Raw genomic sequence first — 20026 nt, forward strand, 5'->3', positions numbered from 1 at the left:
CGGCGCTGAACTCGACGAGGCCGTTTCTCTCGGCCGTCACCCGGAAGGAGCGTGCGCGTGAGCGCCACGGCCTATCTCGCGGCGGCTGGAAGCGCACTGCCCGGCCCGCCCGTCGACAACGCGAGGCTCGGCAGGGCCCTCGGGGTCAGCGAGGAGTGGGTCGACATCTTCGTCGGCACGCGCACTCGGCACTTCGGCTGGGACCTGGAGACGGGACGGGTCCGGCACACCCTCGCCGACCTGTGCGCACAGGCCGGCGGAGCGGCCATCGACGCCGCCGGCCTCGACCCGGTCGACATCGAGTTCGTCCTGCTGGCCACCGCCACCCCCGACACGCTGCTGCCGACCACGGCGAGCGAGGTCGCCGACCGGCTCGGCCTGATGTATCTACCCGCCTTCCAGATCCAGTCCGGCTGCGCGGGCGCCGTGCAGGCGCTCGACCTGGGCCGCACTCTGATCGCCGGCGGCGCCCGGGCCGGGCTCGTGATCGGCGGCGACGTCACGCACCGCCACCTCGACGTGCACCGCGAAGTGGCCCGCATGCCCACCGAGGAGCTCGTCAACTACGTGCTGTTCGGTGACGGCGCGGGCGCGGCGGTGCTGACCGCCGAGCCGGTGGCCGAGCGGGTCGAGATCAAGGGCGTCCTCAACCGCTTCACGGGGCTGGGCCGCCCGCCGGGCCAGACCGTCGACTGGTACGGGATCAGCGACCGGCACAGCGAGCGCCCCATGGTCGTCGAGGACTACAAGGCCATCGAGGAGTCCGTGCCGACCATGGCCCGGGAGATCCTCTGGGAACTCCTCGACCAGCTCGAATGGACCCCCGACGACCTGGACTTCCTGCTGCCGCCCCAGCTGTCGGGCCGGATGACCGAGCGGATCGCCGAGCATCTCGGTGTGCCCGGTGCCACGGAGGTGTCCTGCGTCGCCGAGACCGGCAACACCGGCAACGCCCTGGTCCTGCTGCAGCTCGCGCGGCTCCTCCCGGACCTGCCCACCGGCGGCCGTGCGCTCGCGATCGCCGTGGAGTCCAGTAAGTGGATCAAAACCGGGCTCGGCCTGGAGAAGGTGTAGGAGATGGCGGTACCGGTGCGCACGACGACGCGGGGCGAGCCGCTGGAACGGCTGCGGGACCTCGCCGCGCGGGGACGGCTGGAGACGGCGTACGACCAGATAGCGCCGCTCCTCGCCGAGCTGGCCGACGACCCGGAGCCGCCGCCGGGCTGGGCGCGGCGGGCCGGACGGCTGCTCGGCCGGGCCGACCGGGACGCCGTCCTCGCCCGGCACCCACATCTTGCGCAGGTGACCGTGGCGGTCACGGGCCAGTCCACGGTCGCGGACGTCGTCGAGCCGCTGACCGGCGAACTTGCCCGGCACGGGCTCCTGTTGCACCCGGTCGTCGGCGACCACGGCGCCTATCTGCGGGACCTCACCGACCCGATGGGCGCCTTCCAGGGCCTCGACGCCGATCTCGCGCTCTGCCTGCTCGACGACACCACCGTCTTCGCCGAGGTGCCCGCAGTGTGGGGCCCCGACGACGTCGAACGGGCCGCGGACGAGGTGGCGGCGCGCCTGGAGGGCCTCGTGCGGCACCGGGCGGGGACCGGCGCGGCGACCCTCGTGCTCAACACCCTGCCGCTGCCGCGCGAGCGCACCCATCAGCTCGTCGACCACCGGTCCCGGGCCCGGCTCGGGATGGTGTGGCGGGAGTTCAACGTCCGAGTGCTGCGGCTCGGGGCCGAGGAGCGGGGCGTCGTCGTGGTCGACCTCGACCCGCTGCTCGCCGCCTCGGGTCCGGTCGCCGACGCGCGCCTGGCGCAGTACGCCGGAGCCCGCATCGGCGCCGGGCTGCTCGACGCCTACGCGCGTGAAGTGGCCCATCTGACCCGGGCGTTGACGGGCCGTACGCGCAAATGCCTGGTGCTCGATCTCGATCACACACTGTGGGACGGGGTGCTCGGTGACGACGGGGCCGACGGCATCGCCGCCGCGGGGACCCTGCGCGGCGAGGCGTTCGGCGCGTTCCAGCGGGCCGTGCGACAGCTCGCCGCGCAAGGTGTGCTGCTGGCCGTGAGCAGCAAGAACGAGCGCGGCGCCGTGCTGGACGCGCTGCGTACACACCCCGATCTCGTGCTGCGCGAACGGGATTTCATGGCCGTGCACGCCGACTGGGAGCCCAAGAGCGGGCACCTCGTCGCCGTGGCGGAGGCCTTCGGTATCGGCGACGACGCGCTCGTGTTCGCCGACGACTCGCCCGCCGAGCGCGCCGAGGTGCGCCATTCCGGGGTGCGCGCCGCCGTGGTGCCGCTCGACGACGAGCCCGCGCTGCATCTGCAACGGCTGCTCGCCGACGGTTGGTTCGACACGCTCGCCGTGACCGCCGAGGACGGGGCCCGCGCCGGGCACTACCGTGCCGCGGGCGCCCGCGCCGCGCTGCGCGCCGAGTCCGGCTCGCACGAGGACTTCCTGCGCGGGCTCGACGTCACCGTCGACCTCTCGGTGCCATGGGCCCACGAGCTCGAACGACTTGCCCAACTCACCCAGCGCACCAACCAGTTCAACCTCACCGGCGTGCGCCTCACCCCGTCCGGGGTGGCCGCGGCCGTAGCGGATCCGGACCAGCTGGTGCTGGCGGCGCGCACCGCCGACCGGTTCGGGGAGAACGGTCTGACCGGCGCGCTCCTGGCTACCCGTGAGGGGGACGCGCTGCGCGTGGACAACGCCTGGCTCAGCTGCCGGGTGCTGGCCCGCGGGGTCGAACAGGCCCTGCTGGCCGCCGTGCTGGCGCACGCCCGCGACCTGGGGCACCGCGCCGTGCTCGCCGCGTTCCGGCCCACCCCGAAGAACCACCGGGCCCGGGACTTCTACCCCTCACTCGGCTTCACGCCCGCCGGAGAGCGGGACGGGGCGCTGCAGTTCCGGCACGACCTGCGACGGCTGCCGGCGCCACCGGAGCACGTGCGGATCACCGGGCCGCTGACCACCGGCCCCGACGGGAGGAAGCACACATGAGCGCGGTCGACACCCTCGACGGGTTCCTCGCACTGCTCCGGGACGAACTGGGTCTCGATACAGGCGTGGACGAGGCTCGCCTGAGCCTGGTGGATCTTCCCCGCTGGGACTCGCTGTACTTGCTGAGGCTGGTCACGCTGGTGGAGGAGGAGACCGGCCGGCGGCTGTCGTTGTCCCCCGTTCTGCAGGCCCGCACGCTCGCCGAGATCCACGCCGTCGTCGTACGGCAAGTGCAGCAACAGAACAGTGTGGAGGCACAGGCATGACCGTCCCCGGCAATTCCACGCTCGGGCCGCCGCTCGGCGCACCCGTCGAGGTGGGGGTCGACGACGCCGCGTGGGACCGGGTCCGGGAGGACCTGAAGGCGTGCGGGACCGCCCTGCTCTACGCCCACCGCTCCGTTCTGCAGCCCCGGTTGCCCAGTGGCGACGGGCTGCGCCGGCTGCTCGGCCGCGACTGGTCGCGCTATCTCGGTCTCGCCCACGCCGATGTGCGCGACCGGTACGCGGCCTCCCGGGTGCTGCTCAAGTCCGCCGCGGCCGCCGCGCTGCGCGGTGACCCGGACGCCCTGGAGCTGGCGTACGGGCCCACCGGACGGCCGTATCTGCGCGGTTGCGACCAGATCGACATCAGCCTGAGCCACACCGACGACCTGCTGGTCGTCGGGCTGACCACACGGGGCCTGATCGGCGTGGACGCCGAGCGCGCCGACCGGCAGATGTACGGCGGCGGTCTCGGGCGGCATGTGTGCACCCCGTACGAGATGGTGACGCTGGCCGCGCTGCCGGAGGAGCAGCGCAACCCGTCCCTGGTGCGGCTGTGGACGCTGAAGGAGGCGTACAGCAAGGCGATCGGGCAGGGCATGCAGTTCCGGTTCACCGAGTTCGGCTTCGGACCCGACGGCAAGCCGGTGCGGGTCCAGCGGCCTGACGGCAGCGCGGGCACCGGGGCCGAATGGGCCTTCCGTACGTTCCCACTGGCCAGCGGCTACTGCGTCAGCGCCGCCGTGTACGACGCCGGGTTCGGGCCGCCGGGCGGCACGGACATCACGACCATGCTCGACGAGGACTGCGTGGAGACCATCGAGGAGGCGCTGGGCGAGACATGAGCGTCAGCCGGAGTCCGTCTCACGTCCGGCGCGCTGCCCCAGCATGCCGGACATGGCCACGTTGTACCCGGCCTGGAAGCGGCTGGTGGCCTCCAGCTCCTCGGTGATCTCCGAGATGTGACGACGGCAGGTGCGCACCGACATGCCCAGCCGCCGCGCGACCATCTCGTCCTTGTAGCCCTTGGCCATCAGGCGCAGGATCGACTGCTTGAGGTCGTCGGCGATGGACGGCGCGCGCGAGGTGTCCGGGACGAACGGTGTCGCGCCGTCCCACAGGTGCTCGAAGACGCTGCAGACGAAGGCCACCAGCGTGGGCTCCCGTACGACGATGGCGCCACCGGTCGACTCTTCGTCCTGCTGCTCGTGCGTGGGCAGGAAGACCGTCTCCCGGTCGTAGATGAGGATCCGGTCGATGACCTGATCGGCGGTGCGCACCTCCACGCCGGCCGCCGTCACGTCGCGCACGTACGCGCGCGTGGCGAGGTCGCTGCGCGCGGTGTGCTGGTAGATGGTGCGGACGTCGACGCCGCGCTCACGCATGCCCAGGGAGGACTTGCGGGCCGCCTGCAGCTGCGGGCCGGGGCGGGCGCCACCCGGGGCGACGGACGCCACCTCGTGGCGGCAGTGCGCGCTGAGGTGGTCGAGCATGGACTGCACGGTGGTCTGGTCGGTGATGACGTCGAAGGCCTCCAGCCGGTTGCGCAGCCGACGGCCCTCGAAGTAGACGGGGGTCAGCGACATCAGGCGGCTGCGCACGTCGGTGACGGCCTGCTGGAGGTCGCGGATCTGCGCCTCGGCCGAGCTCACCAGATCGGCGGTGGCGACATCGGGACCCACGGGGACGAGCACCTCGGGGCTGCCCGGCATCGGCTGCAGCAGACGCAGCAGGGTCAGCACCTTCTCCGCGTGCTCGACCTCGGCCGGGGACAACGCCAGACGCAGGGCTATATCGTCCCGCCGGAAGCGGCCCAATTCCACAGCGTGTCCATAGGCGGCGGCACTGATGTCGTCGAGTTCGGCGAATTCGGAATTGGAGTAACTCATTCCGCGCGCCCGAGTGTTGTCGGGTGCGTGTGAAGTTGTTGCCGTGCAGCTTTGAGCCATCGGATATCGCTTGGGTTTCGCTTGAGGGATTCGAGATGGTGTTCCCGACGACGGGATGGACCACCGCTCGGCGCGGCTCTCAAGCCCATGACGATCCTTCCCGTTCGGAACGCGGCCACATCGAACCTACAGGGGGAAACGTGCACGTCATGGCAAACATGATCAACATCGTCGCTCGTGGTGCAGCTCTGGGTAGTGCTCTTGGTGTGTTGTTTACCGGCGCCTTGCTCTTCGGGCAGCACGGTGACGGAGATCGGACGACTGCGCAAAGTGGAACGGTTGTGACCGCTTCTCATGCTGTACGTGACGCTGACGATCAGTGGTAGATCGGGATTGACCACTCTCTGCTCTACTTTGTCCGCCGCTAGGCGCCTCCCTGTTCAGACCGACAGGGGGGCGCCTGCCGCCGTTCCGGCCAGTGCCGCGTGCCGCGCGGCCGGCACCGCGATGGCGCTCAGGACCACACCGTTCGCGGCCGAGAATCGACCGGTGAGAACACGCCGTGCCGAACCCGGCCGCGCCGCCGGGTCGTTGAGCAGTGCCGCGCGGAACGTGCCGCGTTCCGGGTCCACCGTGAGCAACGCGTCCTCGAACTCCAGGGTGTGCCCGGTGAGCGGGAAGTACGCCTTGTAGACGGTCTCCTTCATGGAGAACAGCAGCCGGTCCCAGCGGACCTGGGGCAGGGTGCGCAGCAGCCGTGTCACCCAGGACCGCTCCTGCGGCAGCGCGATCGACTCCAGGATCCCCTCGGGCAGCGGCTGGTTGGGCTCGGCGTCGATACCGAGCGCGGCAATGTCGTGGGCGTGGGCCAGGACGGCGCCGCGGTAACCGGCGCAGTGGGTGATGGAGCCGACGAGCCCCGGCGCCCACTGCGGGGCGCCGCGCAGACCCGGCAGGACCGGGGCGGGCTCCTGCCCCAGCGCCGCCATCGCGCGCCGGGCGCACCAGCGCGCCGTGGTGAACTCCAGTCGGCGCGCCTCGACGGCCCGGGCGATCTGGGCCTCCTCGCCCGGGAAGAGGGTGACGTCGGTGCGGTCGACGGTCGTGTCGACCGCGGCGACCTCGGCCGGGAGCAGCGCTTCGATCATGGGATCACCCTTGAAGGACGGGCCGCGGCCGGGTGGGCCGCGGCGATGACCCCACGGTGTCGCGGCGCTCGGCCTTGGCTCCATGGCGAACTGGCTGGTCGGGCTGTACTGGTCCGCTCGGGGGGTGGAAAGCTCCTGTCCCTTGCCAGTCGGGGGACGGTGGGGTGGACGACTGCTATGCGGTTGTCATTCGGCTCGCGGGTCTGTGGGGGCTGGGCGCGCCCACGCGGCGGAGCCGCACAATGCCAACGCCCCGCGCCCCTGCGGGGGCGCCGCTGCTTAGGGGGCGTCAGGGGTACTCGGCGGCGTGGTGCGGAACCTACGGTCGTTGGATGCCGCACGGAAAGCTGATGGCCATCAGTGACCTGCACGTAGCGTTCGAGGAGAACCGGCGGATCCTGGAGGGGGTGCGGCCGGACGATCCCGGGGACTGGCTGCTCGTCGCTGGGGACGTGGGGGAGCTGCTCTCCGACGTGGAATGGGCGCTCGGGGTGCTCAGCGAGCGGTGGGCGCGTGTGGTGTGGGTGCCCGGGAACCACGATCTGTGGACCGCCCACGAGGACCCGGTTCAGCTGCGCGGCGACGCCCGCTACCGCCGGCTCGTGGAGATCTGCCGCGGGCTGGGCGTGCACACCCCGGAGGACCCGTATCCGGTCTGGTGCGGGCCGGGCGGACCCGTCGTCGTCGCGCCGCTGTTCCTGCTGTACGACTACTCGTTCCGCACCCCGACCGCCGGCACCCGGCGGCAGGCCCTGGAACAGGCCTACGCGGCCGGAGTGGTGTGCACCGACGAGTTCCTGCTGCACCCGGACCCGTATCCGAGCCGCGACGCATGGTGCCGGGCGCGGGTCGCCGAGACCGAGCGGCGGCTCGAGGGGTGCGACCCCAGCCTGCCGACCGTCCTGGTGAACCACTTCCCGCTGGTCCGCACCCCCACCGACGTCCTGCGCCACCCCGAGTTCGCCCAGTGGTGCGGTACCGAGCTGACCGCCGACTGGCATGTGCGGTTCCGTGCCGCCGCCGTGGTGTACGGCCATCTGCACATCCCGCGCACCACGTTCCACGACGGTGTGCGCTTCGAGGAGGTGTCGGTCGGATACCCGCGCGAATGGCGCAGGCCCGGCCATCCACGGAACGTGCCGCGGCTGATTCTGCCCGCTTGACGGCGCTCCGCAGGTGGCCGAGGTGACTTGCTGCCGTGCAACTTTCGGTCACCGGGGCGGGCCAACGTGCTGCGTAGACTTGGCGTCTTGAAGGACGGTTGCCCCGCGCAAAGGAATCGCTTTGCGTTGTCTTGGGGAAAGCATGGGGGCGGCTGGAGAAAGTCATGGGGAGATCCCGGCGGTGATCCAGGAATTCCCAGTGGATTTTCGGCTTCCTTAACAACGGGGGATGGCGAGGCGGCGGCGATGCATATGGACCGGAAAAATCAAATCCGCTTGCTGGAATCCGCAGTGCGGGAGGCCGTCGACGGGGCGGCCAGGATCGTGCTCGTCGAGGGCGCGGTGGGCTGCGGAAAGACCGAGTTGATTGAATCCGTAACAGAAATGGCCACGTGTTCCGGGCTGTTGGTGCTGCGGGCGGAGGGGACCAGGGCGGAACGGGACATTCCCTTCGGGGTGGTCGGTCAGCTCACGGCCGCCGCCCCCGAGGGCGCGTTCGGCGTCGTGCCGCCCGCTCCTGAGGCGTCGGCAGGGGCCGGACGCGTCGCCGCCCGCCAGGCCTTCGCCACCGCGGTGCAGCGGCTCGCCGAGCGCACACCGGTGGCGATCTGTGTCGACGACCTCCACCTCGTCGACGAGCCGTCCCGCCACTATCTGCTCCACCTGGCGGGCCGGCTGCGGCAGGCGAGGGTCCTGCTGGTGCTGGCCGAATCACCGCACGAGCGCACCGACGACCCGGAACTCGGCACCGACCTGCTGCGCAGACCGGGCTTCGCGCGGATACGGCTCGAACCGCTCACCCGTGAGGACGTCGAGGCGACGCTGGAGCGGGCCGGAGTCATGAGTCCCACCGCGGCCGAGGCACACGCGCTCAGCGGTGGAAACCCTCTGCTGCTGCGGGCGTTGACCGAGGACGGCGGGCCCGGCCGGGCGTTCGTCCAGGCCTATCTCGCCTGTCTGCGCCGCTGCGGCAGCCGGACCGAGGACGTCGCGGGAGCGGTCGCCGTGCTCGGCACCCTCGCCGCACCCTCCTCCGTCGCCGCCCTGCTCGACCTCTCCGAGGGCGAGGCGCAGACGTGCCTGGACGTCCTGGGCGTCGCCGGACTCCTCGACGGCACGGCCTTCCGGCACCCCGCCGCGCGCACGGCCGTACTCGACCATCTGGGCGTCGGCGTGCGCGCACGACGGCATCTGAGAGCCGCCGAACTCGCCCATACGCAGGGGCACTCGGCCACCGACGTCGCGGCGTTACTGCTCGCGGCCGGCGTACCGGCGCCCGCCTGGGCCGGGCCGGTGCTGCGCGCCGCCGCGGACCGGCTGCTGGCCGACGGGGAACACCGGCAGGCACTGGAGTGCCTGGAGGCCGCCCTGACCGGCACCGAGGACCCGGTGGAGAGCGCCGAGTTGCGCACCGCGCTGGCCGCCGCGGTGCTCGCCGTCGACCCGGCCGCCGCGGAAGCGCAGCTGACCGAGCCGCTCGCCGCCGTGCGCGCCGACCGGCTTCCGGCACCCGTCGCGGCCCGGCTCGCCCGCCTCCTGGTCGCCCAGGGCCGGATCGACGAGACGGCCGAGGTGCTCCGGGAACTCGGCGTCAACGCCGAAGCGGGGGAGGGCAGTTCCTGGGACGACCCGAGGCGCGTACCGCTGGACGACCCGAGGCGCGTACCGCTGGACGGTCTGTCCGCCTTCCCGCACTGGTCCCCGCGTCCCTCACCGCCCGTCACCCTGCCCCGCCAGCGGGAGCCCGCAACACAGCGCAGGCCCGCCCCGGCGGGCACGGTGGCCCCCGCGCCCACGGCGACGCATCCCGCTCCCGCCCCGCAGGGACCGGGCTGGGCCGCCGCGTTCTGGGGCGTGCCCGAGTGGGAGCGCTCGACTCGCGCCGTGGAGAGCGCGGAGGCGCTGCTGCGCCGCACCAGCCTCGCCGAAAGCACGCTCGCCCCCGTACTGCAGGCGCTGCGGGCCCTGCTGCACCTCGACGGGCCGCGCCGTGCGCTGCCGTGGACCCAGACCTACCTGGACGAGGCCGCCCGCCGCGGCGCGCCCGGCTGGCAGGCCGTGTTCGCCCTCACCCGGGCCGAAGTGCTGCTGCGCCAGGGCGATCTGCCCGGAGCCGAGGAGCTCGCCCTGGAGGCGCGCGCCTCCGTGCCCGAGCACGACGACAGCCTCTTCCACAGCTGGGCCGGCGCCACGCTGGCCGCCGCACGCACTCCCATGGGCCGTCACGACGACGCGGGCCGCGAGGTGTGCCGTCCGCAGCCGGAGCGCCTCGCCGGAAGCCTGCCGCTGCTCGCCCATCTGAAGGCACGCGGCGCCTACTACTTCGCCACCAACCGCTACCAGGCCGCGCTCGCCGACTATTTGGACATCGGACGGGCGATGCGCCGCTGGGGCATCGACCGGCCCGTCGTACTGCCCTGGCGGACCTACGCCGCCGAGGCGCTGCTCCAGCTCGGTGAGGTCCGCCAGGCCTCACGGCTGGTCGCGGACCAGCTCGCCTCGCGGGACGTCGCGCACCCCTGGGTGAACGGCCTCACGCTCCGGCTGAAGGCCGCCCTCGGCCCGCCCGCCGAGCGGCCCGCGCTGCTAGCCCGCTCCGTCGACGAGCTGCGCCGCTCCGGGGACCGGCTCGAACTCGCCCGGGCCATGGCCGATCTGGGCGCGGCGTTCAAGGAGTGCGGCGATCCGGCCCGGGCCAACATGGTGAACCGGCGCGCCTGGCACCTGGCCAAGGAGTGCGGCGCGCAGACCCTGCGCGAGCGGATACTGCCCGGCCGGGCAGGCGCCGTCGAACCGCCCGACGGCTCCCGGCGCACGACCCACGCCGAACTCGACGCGAAACTCAGCGAGTCCGAGAAGCGGGTCGCCCTGCTCGCCGTGCACGGCCACACCAACCGGGAGATCGCGCTGAAGCTGTACATCACCGTCAGTACGGTCGAACAGCATCTGACCCGCGTCTACCGGAAGCTGAACATCACCCGCCGTCAGGACCTGCCCGTGGACCTGCCGTTCAGCGAGGCGCTGGACCTCGCGTGACAGACACAAGGAGTACGACCGTGAGCGGTACGCCGTTCGAGAACCCCGACGCCGGCTATCTGGCGCTGGTCAACGACGAGGGCCAGTACTCGGTGTGGCCGGCCGCCGCCGAGGTGCCCGCCGGCTGGCGGGTCGCTCTCGCCGAGTCGTCCCGGCAGGCCGTGCTCGACCACATCGACCGCAACTGGACCGATCCGCGGCCCGCCTCACTGCGGGCCGTCGACGGGCAGCCGGGCGAGTGACGCCCTGGCGTACACCGCTTGGCTGCCCGGGACGATGAACAGGGACTCGCGCAGCGCGGAGGCGGACTCGGTCGTCAACTCCTCGACCGTGTCCGCCTCTTCGTACATCCGCGCCCGCTCCAGCTCGAAGTAGTGCAGATTGAACGCGTCGACCTGCCGCTGGTAGAGCCACCATCGGCGGCACTCCTCGGCACTGCCGTGCTCCCTCAGGTATACGGCCGTGAGCTGCTCCTCCAGCCGGTGGGCGAGGCGCTCGGAGGCGAGCCGGGCACGGATGCCGGTGCCCGGGCGGGCCCGTTCGTACAGGCAGTGGCCCAGTTCGTGGGCGACGCCGGCCAGCGCCGCGACCGTCGGGCCGTCGGCGCCCAGGATCACTGCGGCGTGCGGGGGGCCGACGGTGCGGAAGGGTGTGCCGTGCTCCTCCAGGGAGGACTCTGTCAGGATGCGGAGCACCCGGTCGCGCCAGGGACGCAGCTGAGGCAGTTCCGGCAGGATCTCCGCGGCCGGGGCGTGGGTGGGATGGCTCAGGATCAGGTCGTCGGCGGGCAGCGGCAGGGGCAGCTCGGCCAGGTGCACGAGCATGGAGCGGCGCAGCGGCAATACGGCCGCGTAGCGCGGGGCCGCGAGGACCTGTCGTACCTGATGGTGCGTGACATCGAACAAGCGCCGGACCCAAGGCAGTTGCCGCAGTGCGGCCAGCCGGGTGCGGCGCTCGTGGAGCAGCGTCTCGATCAGTTCACCGGTGCCGAGGACGGCCTCGCGCTGCAGGCGCCTGCGCTCGTCGCGATAGGCGGCGACGGCCTGGGGGTCGCCGGTGAGGTCGTGCTGCGGGGCGGGCCGGTGCGCCCCGCCCCGCTGGCGTGCCACGGTCAGTTGTTGATGTTGTTGTTCGAGTTGCTGTCGTTGTTGTTGCCGTTGTTGCCGTTGTTGCCGTTGTCGGCGTTGCTGTTGTTCTCGTTGGCAACGATCGACAGGTCCTCCGCAAGGGCGTTGATGTCCGTGGCGGTCACGCTCTGCAGACGCGGGGCGTCGGAGTCGCCGACCATCGCAGAGTTGTTGATGTTGTTGTTGATGTTGCTGTTGTTGTTGTCGGAGGAGTTGGCGCTGTTGCTGTTGTTCGACATGGAGCTGTTCGCCGGGGAGTTGTTCACGATGAGTTCTCCTGAGGACGAGCGGTTGGCCGGGCCGGAGCCGGTCTGCGTGTCGAGCAGCGTGTCCATATAGCGCCATGGCGCTAAAGCGGCGGATGGGCTGTGGCAAGCGCATGGCAAGGTCGTGCCGCACGGCCGGTGGGCATGGCAGGGAACCGTCATGCGCCCCGTGGCGGCACCGGGAACGACGCGGAACGTCCGCTTCCCGCATTGTGGTCCCGTGACGCATCCGGCAGGGTCGGTCGCAATCCGTAAGCCCAGCAGGAGGCCGCCATGATCACGGATCAGGACCACAGGACGCCCGCTCCCGCGCACCAGCGCGAGGAGATGCTGGACCGGGTCGAGGCCAGACTGCGCTCCGTGCTGAACGACGAGTACCGGCGCCACTCCGGGCACGCGCGCGCCGCCGTCCTCGTCGAGTCGCTGGCCGAACTGGTCGCGGCGGGCGGTGAACGGGTGCGTCCCGTGGTGCTGTTCACCGGCTACCTCGCGGCGGGCGGAGCCCCGGACGACCCGCGCGCCATTGACACGGCCGCCGCGCTCGAACTGCTGGACACCGCCACGCTGCTGCGCTCCGACGTGCACGACAACGCGGCCGTACGGCGCGGCATGCCGGCCCTGCACGTGGCGCGCGCGGCCGAGCACGAGCGGGGCGGCTGGGGCGGCGACGCGCGACGGTACGGCGCGTACACCGCGACGCTCGCCGGTGACCTCGCGCTGGCCTGCGCCGACCGGCTGGCCGGGGCGTTGACCGGCAGCGCGCGGGCGCACTGGGACGAGCTGCGCGCCGACCGCTGCGTGGGCATGTACGCGCGCGAGGCCATGACCGCGGCCTACCTCGACGACCCGTGGCCCGGCCGGTGCGTCTCCGGCTGCGACAGCGGCTGCCGGGCGGGCTGGTACGCACTGCGCGCCCCGCTGCTGATCGGCGCCGCGCTGGCGGGCCGGGACGACCTGGCCCCCGTCTACGAGGCCTACTCCGGCGCCCTGCACGCCGCCTGGCGGTTGCGCGGCTTCCTCGACGGGGGCCCCGAGTACGCCTGGGACGCCGAGCTGCTGCGCGAGGCGCTGCTCGACGGTGACGAGCGGGATGTGGCCGAGCGCATGATCCGGGAACTGGTGGGCCGGGCGGGGCGGACGGCGGGCGAGGCTCCGCTGTCGGGGGTGTGGCGCGGGGAGCTGGCGTCGTTCGGGCTGCGGGTGGCTTCGGAGTGAGGCGCGTCGGGTGGGCTGTCCGTCCGGTGTGGCGGTTGCCTGTCACACGCCTTCGGGGTGGGGCCCGCGTATTGCCTGGGATGCCGAGCTGCTGCGCGAGGCGCTGCTCGACGGTGACGAGCGGGATGTGGCCGAGCGCATGATCCGGGAACTGGTGGGCCGGGCGGGGCGGACGGCGGGCGAGGCTCCGCTGTCGGGGGTGTGGCGGTCGCCTGTCACACGCCCTCGGGGCGGGGGCGGGGGGTGCCGGGGCGCAGTCGGGCGAGCCAGGTGCGCAGGGCCTCCTTGCGGAGTTCGCCGTTCGGGTCCCGGGGGAGGGAGCCGACCAGCTCCAGACGGGTGGGCAGGAACGCCTCCGTCAGTCCGCGCCGGGCCAGATGGTCGCGGAGTTCCACCAGCCCCGGCGGTTCCTCCTGGAGCGCGGGGACGACGACGGCACACGGCATCTCCCCGTAGGTCGCGTCCGTGTACTCCACGACGGCGGCCTCACGCACCCGGGGATGCGCACGCAGCCCCTCCTCCAGCTCGTCCACCGGTACGACGAAGAGGCCACCGGTGCGTTCGTCGGCGCGCCGCACCACAGTGACCTCGCCGGGCCGGCCCACGGTCGCCACGTCCCCCGTGTCCAGCCAGCCGTCCGAGCCGTCCCAGGCCGCCGCCACGGCGCCCCCGTGCCGCCAGGCCGCCGGAGCGACCGAGGGGCCGCGCACCCGCAGCCGGCCCTCCGTCAGCGCGACCTCGAGTCCTGGCAGCGGCTGCTCCCCGGACCCGTGCGACAGGGCGCCCAGACCCGCCTCGGGCGTTCCCCACACGCTGCGCACCCGGACGCCCAGCTCCGCCCGCAGTTCCCCGAGGAGGGCCTCGGGCGTGCCGACGCGTCCACCGGTGAGGACGAGCCGCAGCGCGGACAGATCGCGGGGCTCCTGCCGCTGCGCCGCGAGCAGTTCGGCCCAGTGCGCGGGAGTGGCGTACACCTGGCCGACTCCGGCGGACTCGACCAGGCCGAGAAAGACGCGCGGGTCCCACACGTCCTGGAACACCCCGGTGCCACCCGCCGCGAGCGGCCAGCACACCGTGTAGAGCAGGGCGGCGAGGGAGGTGAGCGGAAGAGGGGAGGCGAAGACACCGGCGTCCGGCCCCGTCGCCGCAGCGTCGTCGCGCTGCGCCGCGAGACCCGCGTACAGGGTGTTGCCCGTGTGCACGACCGCGCCGTGGTCCTCGCCCATGCCCATGACGGTCAGCAGCAGCGCGGGCCGGTCGGGCGAGGCCAGTGAGAGGGGAAACTCCCGGGCGTGCGGGCCGCGTTCGTGGGCGGTGCGCAGGAAGTACGTCCCGAAGTCCACGGCAGCCGTCGCCGCCGCGTCGCCGACCACCACCCGGCGCCGCAGCCACGGCAGCCGGTGCGCGAGCTCGGCCAGGACTTCCGCGTTTCCGTACTCCTCCCAGCGGTCGGGCACCACGCACACCCGGGCCTGCGTGGCGGTGAGGATGCGCTCCAGATCGGGGGCGCGGACTCCGGGCAGCACCGGCACCACCACGGCCCCGATCCGCCAGCAGGCGAGCGTGAGCGCCGCGGCCTCCCACCAGTTGGGCAGCTGCAGGGCCACCGGATCGCCCTCGGCCACCCCGAGCGAACGCAGCGCGGCCGCGAACCGGTCCATGCAGAGGGCGAGTCGGGCGTACGACACGGTGACCGACCGACGGCCCTCCGGGCGGTGGGCGCGGTGACCGACGAAGGCCGGACGGTCGGGGTGCGCGGCAGCGGTGCGCAGCACGTCGTGCACAAAGCTCTCGCCGCGCCACAGCCCGGCCGCGCGCCAGCGCTCCGCGACGTCCGGCGGCACGCTCGAACCGTCCGGCAGCGGACCCAGCAGGGGAGCGTGCGCCGTCATGTCCATCGGCCCACCGACCAGGCCACCTGAAGCCGGGTCGCACAGCCCAGCCGGCGCATGATCTGCCGCACGTGATTGACGACCGTCCACTCCGATATGTCCAGCCGGGCGGCGATCTGGCGGTTCGTCAGGCCCTCGGCGACCAGCATCGCCACCTGTACCTGGCGCGGGGTGAGCGGCTGCGCCTCCGGCGTGGGGGCCGCGGGGCGCGAGTCGGGATCGGGCGCGGCCAGTTCCTCCTCGAGAGCGGTGGCGGGCGCCATGCGGAGGCCCTCGGCCCAGGCCGCCGCATACCCGGAGGCGTGCATGCGGGAACGCAGTGTGCCGAGGGCCTCGTCGACGGCGGCCCGGCGGGCCGGCGTGGGGACGCTGCCCAGCGCCCGGCGCAGGGCGGCGCAGGCCGCCAGGGTGCGCGTCGCCCGGGGACCCGCCGAGGGATCGGTACGCCACCGCAGCAGAGTCAACTCCTCGAGTGCCCCGGGTAGTTCCGTGCGCTCGCCGAGCGAGCCGTACAGCTCCAGGCACTCGCGCAGCGCGCGCGCCGCGCCCTGCGTGTCCTCGCGTTCCGCGGCGGCGCTCGCCCACTCCCGCAGCGCCGCCGCGAGGCCGCGCGCGTCCGCGACCCTGCGGTGCGCGTCGAGACTCTTCTCCAGCAGGTCCCGTGCCTTGCGGGTGTCACCCTGCGTCCGCAGCGCCGCGGCCAGCGCGACCGTCGCGTCGGCCGCCGCCGCGGCCGCGCCCAGCGACTCGAGGGCGGTCACCGCGGGCCCCAGGGCGGCGACGGCACCCGCGGGATCGCCGAACCGCAGCAGCGCCAGCCCCATCCGCGCCGACACGAGCGCCGTCTGCCGGCGGTCGCCGAGCCGCTTGCACAGGGCGAGGGCCCGGCGATGGCGCCGTACGGCGAGATCGGCGTCGCCGAGCGCCAGCGTGAACGTGGCCGAGAGGTCGACGAGCCGGGCGCGCAGCGGCTCGGACAGCGCGGGCCGGGGCGCCGAGCCGTCCGGCCCCGGCTCCTCGTCCTGGCCCACCGCGTCGCACCACTCCACCCCCTCTTTCAGATGTCCCTGTACGAGCCAGGGCGTGCGCAGCGCGAGCACCAGCGAGGCGACGTCCTCGGCCGCACCGCTCTGGTGCAGCCGGCGCAGCGCGGCCACGACGTTGCGGTGCTCGGTGGCGAGCACGTGCAGCCAGTGACTCTGCCGGGGCCCGGTCAGGCGGGGTTCCACGGTGGTGACCAGCTGCCGGTACGCGGCGGCGTGCCGGTCCAGGGCCGCGTCGAGCAGCCCGTCGGCGGAGAGTTCCTCGGCCATGTGGGAGCGGACCGGCTCGGGCACCGCGAACCGCGGTTCGCCCTGCTCCTGGTCGAGGGCGAGGACCAGGCTCCGGTCGAGGAGCGAGTCGAGCACGGCATCGGTGTCGGCGCGCGGCAGCGGCGAGACCCGCTCCAGCATCGGCAGCCCGAATCCCGCTTCGAACACGGACAGTTGGCCGAGCAGCGCCAGCTGATCGCGGCTCAGGCCCGCGACGGCGGACGCCGCGAGTGCCGCGAGCGAACGGTGCCGGGCGGGAGCGCCCGAGGGCCCGCCGGACAGCGCGGTCAGAGCGCCGCCGCGGTGCCGCAGCCGCGCGAGCAGCACCTGCGGCGTGAACAGCCGCAGCCGGCCCGCCGCCAGCTCCAGGGCGAGCGGCAGCCCTTCGAGCAGGGCGCACAGGGAGGCGACCGCGGCCGTGTTCTCCTCGGTGAGGGCGAAGCCGGGCACCGCGTCGCGCGCCGCCCGCGTGAACAGCGCGGCCGACGCGTTGCCGGCCAGCTCGTCCGGGTCGTCGGCGCCCGGCGGGGGCACCGGCAGCCGCCGTACGGGAAGCAGCCGTTCACCCGCCACGCGCATCGGCTCGCGGGAGGTGGCCAGCGCTGTCAACCGGCCCGCCGGGGTGAGGAGTTCACCGAGCACCGTGGTGAGCGGCTCGCCGTGGTGGTCGCAGCCGTCGAGCACCAGCAGGGCGGCCGTGTCACCCGGGACGCGGCGCAGCTCGGCCGCCAGGCGCAGCACGGTGGCCGCGGCCTCGTCGGCGGAGGCGGCCGGCCCCAGATCCGCCGTACGCACTCCGCGGAACTGCCCGGGCGCGGCCTCGAAGGCCGCGGCCAGCGCGCTCTTGCCGACACCACCGGGCCCGGTGAGCGTCACCAGACGTGCGTCCGGATCGGCCAGTCTGCCGCGCAGTACGAGGAGTTCGGCGTCCCTTCCGACGAGGGCGCGCCCGCTCCCCGCCGACGCCGGGCGTATCCCCGGTGCGCTCGGGGCCTGCTGTGTGACGGTCATGGCTTCCCCCTCGAGACGGCTGGGAGCAGAGTGGCCGCAGCGGACAAAGTCCGGCTTAAACACGGCGGTTCGGTCTTGAACACGGCGGTTCGTATCCGGCCTCGAGGCTGCGCTACGCCGCCTCACGCAGCCGCCACACGCCCGGCCGCACCTCGACCGCCGGCTCCGGCTCCCGCGGCATGTCGGACAGACGACGCAGGCAGCGCCGCGCATACGCCTCCAGCCGCCGGTCGCGCAGTGCCGTCGCCAGATCGCGGCAGGCCGTGAAACGGGCCGTCGCCGTCGCCTCGTCCCCCAGGTCCAGGGCGAGCAGTGCCCCCGCGCGCAGAGCGTCGAAACGGGCCGGGGAACGATCCGGCAGCGAGCCGAGCGCGGTGTCGAGCAGCGCGCCCGCTTCGACGTACGCACCCGAGTCGAGCCGTACGTCGACCAGACCCACCAGCGCGCGCCCGTGCTCGTGGTCGTCCGCGCAGCCACGGGCGGCCCGCACGGCCGCCTCGTACAGTTCCTCGCTGCGGGTCAACTCCCTTTGCTGCCAGGCCAGGTCACCCAGCGAGCGCAGCATCCGCGCCTCACCCGCCCGGTCCCTCGCCCGCCGTGCCGCGTCCAATCCGAGCGTGTGCGCGGTCCGCCACGAGTGCCACGCGGCATGCGACTCCAGGCCGCCCGACAGGGTGTCGGCCAGCCGCAGCGCCGCCTGCCAGGCGCCGTGCGCATGCGCCGTGCGGAGCACACCGACCAAGGCCGCCAGGCCGGTGCCGGCGGTGGCCGAGGGGCCCGCGGACGCCACGGTGTCCGCGTATGCCTCGGCGAGGCGGCCCGCCGAGTCCCGGGTCGAGTCCTCCGGTTCGTGCCGGGCGAGCAACTCGGCGGCGAGCAGTCGCAGCAGCGGGTGGAAGCGATAACGGCCCGAGTCGTCGGCCTCCAGCAGACGCGCGTCGACGAGACCCTCGACGACCCGGCCGGCCGCGTCGGTGCCGAGGCCCAGCACCGCCGCCGCCGGGCCGAGTTCGAACGGGGCGTCCGGCAGCAGGGCCAGCAGCCGGAACGACCGCTGCTGCTCCGCCGTCGCCGCCGCGCACCCGGTCAACAGGACTTCGCGCACGTCGAGTTCACCGACCCGCAGGGCGTCCAGGCGGTCCCGGGCGTCCCGCAGCCGGGCGGCGAGCGTCTGCGGTGTCCAGTGCGGGCGAGCCGCGAGCTGCGCCGCCGCGCTGCGCAGCGCCAACGGAAGATTGCCGCACAGACCGGCCACCTCCAGCAGGGCAGCCGCACCGGGATCGGCGGCGGCCGGGGCGGGTTGCCGCGCCGCGTCCGCGACCTCGCCGGGTCCCCCGCCGGACACCGCCGCCAGCAGCGCACCGGCCGCCTCCGTCGGCAGCGGCGCCAGCGACACCGTGCGGACCGCGGCGAGCGAAGCGGGCGTACGGCGGATGGTGATCAGGGCCCGGCAGCCCTCGCCGGTCGGCAGCAGGGGGCGCAACTGTGCCTCGGAACCGGCGTGGTCCAGGACCAGGAGCAGACGCCGGCCCGCGAGGAAGGTGTGCAGGGCGTCGCGCAGATCCTCCACCGCCTCGGGCAGCGGGCCGTTCTCGCCCGCCCGCCGCAGCAGCCGCGTCAGCGCCTGCGCCGCAGTGAGCGGACGGCCCGGCTCCGGCTCCAGGTCGACGAACAGCCGCCCGTCCGGGAAGGCCTCCGCGCACCGGTGCGCGGCCTCCACGGCCAGCGCCGTCTTGCCCACGCCCGGCATCCCGGCCACGGCGACACACGTACCGGCCGGTGACGACGTCAACAGATGTACCACCCGGGCGAGTTCGTCCTCGCGACCGGTGAAGGCCGGGTCCGCGGCGGGCAGCGCCACGGGCCGGCCGCGCGCCTGGCTCACCGTGACCGCTCCGGACGGCGCCGCCTCGTCGACCAGCAGACCCGCGTCGCCCTCCAGGATCCGCCGGTGCAGCTGCTGCAGCGCCGGGCCCGGCTCGATCGCCAGCTCCTCGACCAGGGTGCGGCGCAGCTGCCCGAACGCGTGCAGCGCCTCCGCCTGCCGGCCGGCCCGGAACAGCGCCAGCATCAGATGCCCGTGGAACTCCTCGCGCAACGGATACCGCGTCGTCACCGACTGCAGCTCGGCGATCAGATCGCGGTGCCGGCCCAGTTCCAGATCCGCGCGTACCCGCTGCTCCAGCGCGGCCACGCCCGCCTCCTCCAGCCGGACCGCCGCCGCGTCGAGTGCCGGTCCGTGCGGGGTGTCCGAGAGCAGCGGACCGCGCCACAGATCGATCGCCTGCCGCTGCAGCGCCGACGCCCGGGCGAAGTCGCCCGCCTCCAGAGCCTGCCGGCCGCTCGCGTGCAGCGCCTCGAACCGGGTCAGGTCCAGCTGGTCCGGCTCGAGGCGCAGCACATAGCCGGGCTGCCGGGTCACCAGTGCCTCCCGGCCGAACCCGTCCTGGGCGGTGTTGAGTTGCTTGCGCAGCTGCGAGATGTACACCTGCAGCGTGGTGGTGGCCGTACGCGGCGGATCGTCCTGCCACAGCTCGTCCGTCAGCGCCTCCACGGACACCACCTCGCCGCTGCGCACCAGCAGCGCGCCGAGGACGACGCGCAGCTTCGCGGCCCGGGGCGTGTACGAGACGCCGGGGCCCGGGCTGCCCTCGATCTCCATCGGGCCGAGGATGCGGAACCTCATCACGG

15 protein-coding genes are annotated in these 20026 nt (G+C 73.5%); 8 read left to right on the forward strand and 7 right to left on the reverse strand.

Features of this window, described 5'->3' with window-relative positions:
- The first annotated feature begins 57 nt into the window (after window positions 1-57).
- Genes Q8A52_RS34170 through Q8A52_RS34185 form a run of 4 tightly spaced genes read left to right on the forward strand, consistent with a single transcriptional unit; the run spans window position 58 to window position 4120 of the window.
- Window positions 58-1074 carry a 3-oxoacyl-ACP synthase III family protein gene (locus tag Q8A52_RS34170; protein WP_316758556.1) on the forward strand — a complete coding sequence of 339 codons (1017 nt, stop codon included), beginning with the start codon at window positions 58-60 and terminating at the stop codon, window positions 1072-1074.
- A 3-nt stretch (window positions 1075-1077) separates the two neighbouring features.
- Entirely contained in the window at window positions 1078-3012 is a 1935-nt protein-coding gene (locus Q8A52_RS34175) for an HAD-IIIC family phosphatase (protein WP_316758558.1), read from the forward strand.
- The gene (locus Q8A52_RS34180) at window positions 3009-3278 is read left to right on the forward strand and encodes an acyl carrier protein (protein ID WP_316758559.1); all 270 of its coding nucleotides are present in this window, start codon (window positions 3009-3011) and stop codon (window positions 3276-3278) included. The genes Q8A52_RS34175 and Q8A52_RS34180 overlap by 4 nt, the downstream gene beginning before the upstream one ends.
- A complete protein-coding gene (locus Q8A52_RS34185) occupies window positions 3275-4120 on the forward strand; it encodes a 4'-phosphopantetheinyl transferase family protein (protein WP_316758560.1) in 846 nt (281 codons plus the stop codon). Before Q8A52_RS34180 ends, Q8A52_RS34185 begins: the two co-directional genes overlap by 4 nt.
- Before the next feature lie 3 nt (window positions 4121-4123).
- Here the strand turns inward: Q8A52_RS34185 and Q8A52_RS34190 are convergent, their stop codons facing one another.
- The gene (locus Q8A52_RS34190; RefSeq protein ID WP_316758561.1) at window positions 4124-5164 is read right to left on the reverse strand and encodes a LuxR C-terminal-related transcriptional regulator; all 1041 of its coding nucleotides are present in this window, start codon (window positions 5162-5164) and stop codon (window positions 4124-4126) included.
- Window positions 5165-5604: 440 nt separating this feature from the next.
- A complete protein-coding gene (locus Q8A52_RS34195; protein WP_316758562.1) occupies window positions 5605-6312 on the reverse strand; it encodes a 4'-phosphopantetheinyl transferase family protein in 708 nt (235 codons plus the stop codon).
- A 350-nt stretch (window positions 6313-6662) separates the two neighbouring features.
- Between Q8A52_RS34195 and Q8A52_RS34200 the strand changes: the two genes are divergently transcribed.
- The 3 genes from Q8A52_RS34200 (at window position 6663) to Q8A52_RS34210 (ending at window position 10753) form a co-directional block, all read left to right on the forward strand.
- Window positions 6663-7475 carry a metallophosphoesterase family protein gene (locus Q8A52_RS34200; protein WP_408649302.1) on the forward strand — a complete coding sequence of 271 codons (813 nt, stop codon included), beginning with the start codon at window positions 6663-6665 and terminating at the stop codon, window positions 7473-7475.
- A gap of 252 nt (window positions 7476-7727) precedes the next feature.
- On the forward strand, window positions 7728-10511 hold the full coding sequence (locus tag Q8A52_RS34205; protein WP_316758613.1) for a helix-turn-helix transcriptional regulator: 2784 nt from the start codon (window positions 7728-7730) through the stop codon (window positions 10509-10511).
- 20 nt (window positions 10512-10531) lie between these two features.
- Window positions 10532-10753: an MbtH family protein gene (locus Q8A52_RS34210; protein WP_316758565.1), complete on the forward strand. Its 222-nt coding sequence runs from the start codon at window positions 10532-10534 to the stop codon at window positions 10751-10753.
- Here Q8A52_RS34210 and Q8A52_RS34215 read toward each other — a convergent pair.
- Entirely contained in the window at window positions 10718-11620 is a 903-nt protein-coding gene (locus tag Q8A52_RS34215; protein ID WP_316758567.1) for a hypothetical protein, read from the reverse strand. The two genes, Q8A52_RS34210 and Q8A52_RS34215, sit on opposite strands and share 36 nt — an antisense overlap.
- Window positions 11621-11622: 2 nt before the next feature.
- A complete protein-coding gene (locus Q8A52_RS34220; protein WP_316758568.1) occupies window positions 11623-11973 on the reverse strand; it encodes a hypothetical protein in 351 nt (116 codons plus the stop codon).
- Between the two features lie 204 nt (window positions 11974-12177).
- Here Q8A52_RS34220 and Q8A52_RS34225 point away from each other — a divergent pair, with 204 nt between their 5' ends.
- On the forward strand, window positions 12178-13119 hold the full coding sequence (locus tag Q8A52_RS34225) for a polyprenyl synthetase family protein (protein ID WP_316758571.1): 942 nt from the start codon (window positions 12178-12180) through the stop codon (window positions 13117-13119).
- A gap of 215 nt (window positions 13120-13334) precedes the next feature.
- Here the strand turns inward: Q8A52_RS34225 and Q8A52_RS34230 are convergent, their stop codons facing one another.
- The 3 genes from Q8A52_RS34230 to Q8A52_RS34240 all read right to left on the reverse strand — a co-directional run bounded on the left by Q8A52_RS34230 (window position 13335) and on the right by Q8A52_RS34240 (window position 20021).
- A complete protein-coding gene (locus Q8A52_RS34230; RefSeq protein WP_316758573.1) occupies window positions 13335-15011 on the reverse strand; it encodes an AMP-binding protein in 1677 nt (558 codons plus the stop codon).
- Window positions 15008-17335, reverse strand: a complete 2328-nt coding sequence (locus Q8A52_RS34235; protein ID WP_316758574.1) for an ATP-binding protein — start codon at window positions 17333-17335, stop codon at window positions 15008-15010. Before Q8A52_RS34235 ends, Q8A52_RS34230 begins: the two co-directional genes overlap by 4 nt.
- A gap of 112 nt (window positions 17336-17447) precedes the next feature.
- Window positions 17448-20021: an AfsR/SARP family transcriptional regulator gene (locus tag Q8A52_RS34240; RefSeq protein ID WP_316758576.1), complete on the reverse strand. Its 2574-nt coding sequence runs from the start codon at window positions 20019-20021 to the stop codon at window positions 17448-17450.
- Window positions 20022-20026: the final 5 nt, after the last annotated feature.

This window comes from Streptomyces herbicida (assembly GCF_032656585.1).
Lineage (GTDB): Bacteria > Actinomycetota > Actinomycetes > Streptomycetales > Streptomycetaceae > Streptomyces > Streptomyces herbicida.